Below are 5,617 nucleotides of genomic sequence, written 5' to 3' on the forward strand. Positions count from 1 at the left end.
ATTGTTGCCCATGCTGGTCTTGGCTGCTTAAAAGGCGCGGTTGCGAGTGGCGCTTGCTCTGCCGGTGCTATCGGCGGGGCTGTGGGTGAAGCCACAGCCATGCTCCAGTTTCAATTGTGGGTGCAAGGCATTGTGAAAGAGGAAATGGGGGATCTAAACGGTCGCACCCCAACTCCGGAAGAGGAAGCGCGTATAAACGCAAAGATTGATGCGCAGTTTGCTGACTTTAGAGACCACACCATTGATGTCGCACGGGCTGCTGGGGGCGTTGCCGCTGCCATTGCCGGTGGCAATGTTGATGCCGGTGCCGATGCCGCTGGTAATGCCGCTGCAAATAACTACCTCAGCAGTGCTCAAATAGCCCAGATGAATAAAGAATTAAAGGAGTGTCCTGACCTTTTATGTGAAGCAGCAGTGTCTGCGAAGTGGTCTGCGATTAGTACAGGGCAAGGTATAAGCTTTGGGGCTGGTATGGTAGCTGGTGTACCGGCTGAAGTATACGATACGGTTGATGGTTTTTTGCAAATAATCAGTTCTCCTACGGTTGGTGACTTGATACAAATAGCCAAAAATTCCAAAGAGATTTTGAAAGCGCTCAAAGATTTCTTCACCAGTGGTAAGGTTTTGGCTACCCTTGGGCATGCCTTTGCACAGCCCTATGTAGATCGCATTAATAAAATGGAGGAGGAATATGAGCGAGCCGGTGCCGGTGGTTCCTTTAATGCTGGTCTTGAATTTGGAAAATTATTGACTGAAACAGCATCCCTAATGACAGGAGTTGCTGGAGCAGCCAAGGGAGGCATAAAGCTTGGCGAAAAGGCTGTGATCAAGTTCAATGCTAGGAAAGATTTTGCTCAATTCGCTTCCAAGAAAAATCTTGCAGAACTTGCAGCTCAGGGAGATCCTGACAAACTTGCGGCGAAGAAAGAACTGACCAAACTCGCCGCTAAAGAAAAAAAGCTTTGGTTAAAAGAGAAACCCACTAAATTTACCGATAGCAAATTTGGACAGACAAACAAAGCCTATCAGAGAGACGATTTGTTTGATCCTAACAGAATTTCTGATTGGGAAGAAAAAGGAAAAACGGTGTGGGGCACCAATGTTGAAAGGATGGAAGCAGGAAGAGCACCTATAGGGTTTGATGGTCAATCTGTTGAGTTACATCACTTAAAGCAAACACATGAGGGTCCCATAGCAGAAATTAGCAATAAATTTCATAACAAATATAGTTCGGTGATTCATGCTCCTTCTAAAACACATAAATCGCTTATAGAGAGAAAAAAGTTTGATAAGTGGAGAGAGGAATATTGGAAGGAACGTGCTAAAGGATTTAGAGAACAAAAAAACAATAATTTAGGAGGACTAATTGATATGAAATGGAGTATCATAGGGATAGATTTTGACAGATGGGGACAGGAGCATCGGCAATAATGCTCTACGGTTGATGAAAAGAGAGAAAAAAGAAGTTTGGAGAATAATTGATGAAAACCTATACCTTAGATGATGTTGCAGTATTAATTGATAAAGTGAATAAATATGATGATGATATTATCAATTTTCGTACTGAAGATGATGCAGTTGATGATCTCGTGATTGAAAGGGCGGAGAAAGCTCTCGGTTTACAATTTACATCTTCTTATAAGAGTTTTTTGAAACATTATAAAGGTGGGGACATTGCTGGTTATGAAATCTTTAGTCTTTATGAGCATCCTATAGGTGTTTCTGTTAATGATATTGTTCACCAAAATTTAAATTATTACAGAAAACATGGTTTTGCGACACCAGAACAGCTTGTCGTTAACAGAACAGATTTTGGTGAAACCTTTTATTTTGATTATACGCAGTTTCGGGATGGTGAATGCCCACTTTATGTCAGGCTTCCATCTGAAGATTGCGAATATTACGCTAGCAATTTTTATGAATTCCTTTGTAAAAGAATTAAAGAAAGCGCGGGAGCTGAGATACCTGATGGTGACCAACCAATTGAAAAGATTGAGCACACTCCCACTCCGCAACCTATACCTTTTTACAAGAGCTTTTGGAAAAAACTATGGAAGAGGTGAAATTGATAGAGGAAATATGGAGCGTTTATAACGCACGTTTTGAGGTTCATTTATGAAAACCTATACCTTAGCTGATGTTGCAGTATTAATTGATAAAGTGAATAAATATGATGATGAGATTATCAATTTGGGTACTGCAGAAAATGCAGTTGATGATCTACTGATTGAAAAGGCGGAGAAAGCTCTCGGTTTACAATTTACATCTTCTTATAAGAGTTTTTTAAAAAATTATAAAGGAGGAGAAATTGGAGGTTATGAAATCTGTAGCGTTTATAGGGATTGTGGAATAGGTATTGCTGCTGGTGATATTGTTTTCCGCAACTTAAATAATAGAAAAAGGGGTTTTGCGACACCAGAACAGCTTATCGTAAGTAGAACAGATTTTGGTGAGACTTTTTACTTTGATTATACGCAGTTTCGGGATGGTGAATGCCCACTTTATGTCATGCTTCCATCTGAAGATTGCGAATATTACGCAAGTAATTTTTATGAATTCCTTTGTAAAAGAATTAAAGAAAGTGTGGGAGCTGAGATACCTGATGGTGATCAACCGATTGAAAAGATTGAGAACACTCCCACTCCGCAACCTATACCTTTTTACAAGAGTTTTTGGAAAAAACTATGGAGGAGGGGCAATTGATAGGGGAAATATGGAGCGTTTATAACGCACGTTTTGAGGTTCATTTATGAAAACCTATACCTTAGCTGATGTTGCAGTATTAATTGATAAAGTGAATAAATATGATGATGAGATTATCAATTTGGGTAGTGAAGATGATGAAGAGAATGAAACAGATGATTTACAGATTGAAAAGGCGGAGAAAGCTCTCGGCGTACAATTCACATCCTCTTACAAAATTTTCTTAAAAAAATATGGAGGAGGAGAAATTGGTGGTGATGAAATCTTTAGCATTTATGGAGATTGTGGGGAAGGTATTCCTGCTGGTGATATTGTTTACCGAAACTTACTCAATAGAGAACGTGGTTTTGTGACACCAGAGCAGCTTTTCGTTAGCAGAACAGATTTTGGTGAAACCTTTTATTTTGATTATACGCAGTTTCGGGATGGTGAATGCCCACTCTATGTCATGCTTCCATCTGAAGATTGCGAATATTATGCCAGTAATTTTTATGAATTCCTTTGCAAAAGAATTAAAGAAAGCGTGGGAGTTGAGATACCTGATGGTGATCAACCGATTGAAAAGATTGAGCACACCCCCACTCCGCAACCTATCCCTTTTTACAAGAGTTTTTGGAAAAAACTATGGAAGAGGTGAAATTGATAGAGGAAATATGGAGCGTTTATAACGCACGTTTTGAGGTTCATCCATGAAAACCTATACCTTAGCTGATGTTGCAGTATTAGTTGATAAATATGAAGGTGATATTGTTAATTTTGCTAGCAAAGATAAGGAGGTTGGTGATCTCGTGATTGAAAAGGCGGAGAAAGCTCTCGGTTTACAATTCACATCTTCCTATAAAGTTTTTTTAAAACATTATAAAGGCGGGGACATTGATGGTTATGAAATCTATAGTCTTTATGAGCATCCTATAGGTGTTCCTTTTGATGATATTGTTTTTCAAAACTTAAATGATAGAAAACGTGGTTTCGCAACACCAAAACAGCTTATCGTTTGTGATGCTGATTTTGGTGAAACCTTTTATTTTGATTATACGCAGTTTAGGGATGGAGAATGCCCACTCTATGTCATGCTTCCATCTGAAGATTGCGAATATTACGCTAGCAATTTTTATGAATTCCTTTGCAAAAGAATTAAAGAAAGCGCGGGAGAAGAGATACCTGATGGTGATCAACCGATTGAAAAGATTGAGCACACCCCCACTCCGCAACCTATCCCTTTTTACAAGAGTTTTTGGAAAAAACTATGGAAGAGGTGAAATTGATAGTGAGGAAATATGGAGCGTTTATAACGCACGTTTTGAGGTTCATCCATGAAAACCTATACCTTAGATGATGTTTTAGAATTAGTTGATAAATATAATGGTGATATTATCAATTTTGGTACTGAAGATGATGCAGTTGGTGATTTCGTGATTGAAAAGGCGGAGAAAGCTCTCGGTTTACAATTTACATCGTCTTACAAGAGTTTTTTAGAACATTGTAAAGGCGGGGACATTGGTGGTGAAGAAATCTTTAGTCTTTATGATAATCCTATGGGTATTCCTGCTGGTGATATTGTTTTTCAGAACTTAAATGATAGAAAACGTGGTTTTGTGACAGCAGAACAGCTTATCGTGTGTGAAGCTGATTTTGATGAAACCTTTTACTTTGATTATACGCAGTTTCGAGATGGAGAATGTCCAATCTATGTTATGTTTCCATTGGATAATTGCGAATATTACGCCAGTAATTTTTATGAATTCCTTTGCAAAAGAATTAAAGTACACGTGGGAGAAGAGATACCTGAAGGTGAACAACCGATTGAAAAGACTGAGAACACTCCCACTCCGCAACCTATCCCTTTTTACAAGAGTTTTTGGAAAAAACTATGGAAGAGGTGAAATTGATAGGGGAAATATGGAGCGTTTATAACGCAAGTTTTGAGGTTCATTTATGAAAGCCTATACCTTAGATGATGTCATAGAATTAGTTGATAAATATAATGATATTATCAATTTTCGTACTGAAGAAAATGCGGCTGATGATCTACGGATTGAAAAGGAGGAGAAAGCTCTCGGTTTGCAATTCACATCTTCTTATAAGAGCTTTTTAAAAAAATATGTAGGAGGAGAAATTGGTGGTGAAGAAATCTTTAGCCTTTATAAGGAGTGTGGAGCAGATATCCCTGGTGGTGATATTGTTTTCAAAAACTTAAATGCTAGAAAACGTGGTTTTGCAACATCAGAACAGCTTATCGTGTGTTACGCTGATTTTGGTGAAACCTTTTATTTTGATTATACGCAGTTTCGGGATGGAGAATGCCCACTCTATATCAGGCTTCCATCTGAAGATTGCGAATATTATGCAAGTAATTTTTATGAATTCCTTTGCAAAAGAATTAAAGTACACGTGGGAGAAGAGATACCTGAAGGTGAACAACCGATTGAAAAGACTGAGAACACTCCCACTCCGCAACCTATACCTTTTTACAAGAGTTTTTGGAAAAAACTATGGAAGAGGTGAAATTGATAGAGGAAATATGGAGCGTTTATAACGCAAGTTTTGAAGGTTTTGATGGTTCCTTTTCCCCCCCTTATATATTTTTTTCAATCAAAAATAAAATAATACATATAAGCGGCACCCCCAAAGTCCCCCAAAACTAATGATGGGGAGTGCTTTGAAGGTTCACTGTTATATTGTTTAATATTTTATAAGATTTCCAAATTGCCTCAGTGCGATGTCTTATGACTTTTCACTAAAGGATGCTGTTCATAACGTATGATAGGTCTACCGCCTTGGGAGCTATTGTCTCCAGAGATTTTACGAAAAACCGTCATCGTTTATTCCACGCTCGATACGGTCATAGGTAAATTGATCATCTTCATTAAAAGCCGTTAGATAAAAAGCACGGTCTGTTTGATATTCCTTACGT

The 5,617-nt window shown here is 38.4% G+C and carries 7 protein-coding genes; all 7 read left to right on the forward strand.

Annotated elements, in window-relative coordinates:
* On the forward strand, positions 1-1,431 hold a 1,431-nt coding region (locus ACFIJ7_RS08890), incomplete at its 5' end, for an HNH/ENDO VII family nuclease (protein ID WP_375645109.1).
* 50 nt (positions 1,432-1,481) lie between these two features.
* Complete coding sequence (locus ACFIJ7_RS08895) at positions 1,482-2,063, forward strand: SMI1/KNR4 family protein (protein WP_375645110.1); 582 nt, start codon at positions 1,482-1,484, stop codon at positions 2,061-2,063.
* Between the two features lie 52 nt (positions 2,064-2,115).
* Positions 2,116-2,703 (forward strand): SMI1/KNR4 family protein, encoded by a 588-nt coding sequence (locus ACFIJ7_RS08900; RefSeq protein WP_375645111.1) that lies wholly within the window; start codon positions 2,116-2,118, stop codon positions 2,701-2,703.
* 46 nt (positions 2,704-2,749) lie between these two features.
* Positions 2,750-3,340 carry an SMI1/KNR4 family protein gene (locus ACFIJ7_RS08905; protein ID WP_375645112.1) on the forward strand — a complete coding sequence of 197 codons (591 nt, stop codon included), beginning with the start codon at positions 2,750-2,752 and terminating at the stop codon, positions 3,338-3,340.
* 52 nt (positions 3,341-3,392) lie between these two features.
* The gene (locus ACFIJ7_RS08910; protein ID WP_375645113.1) at positions 3,393-3,962 is read left to right on the forward strand and encodes an SMI1/KNR4 family protein; all 570 of its coding nucleotides are present in this window, start codon (positions 3,393-3,395) and stop codon (positions 3,960-3,962) included.
* Positions 3,963-4,016: 54 nt separating this feature from the next.
* Positions 4,017-4,586 (forward strand): SMI1/KNR4 family protein, encoded by a 570-nt coding sequence (locus ACFIJ7_RS08915; protein ID WP_375645114.1) that lies wholly within the window; start codon positions 4,017-4,019, stop codon positions 4,584-4,586.
* Between the two features lie 52 nt (positions 4,587-4,638).
* Positions 4,639-5,208, forward strand: a complete 570-nt coding sequence (locus ACFIJ7_RS08920) for an SMI1/KNR4 family protein (RefSeq protein ID WP_375645115.1) — start codon at positions 4,639-4,641, stop codon at positions 5,206-5,208.
* The last annotated feature ends 409 nt before the right edge of the window (positions 5,209-5,617 follow it).

The organism is Bartonella sp. MR100HLJHH (assembly GCF_042194215.1).
GTDB classification, from domain to species: domain Bacteria; phylum Pseudomonadota; class Alphaproteobacteria; order Rhizobiales; family Rhizobiaceae; genus Bartonella; species Bartonella grahamii.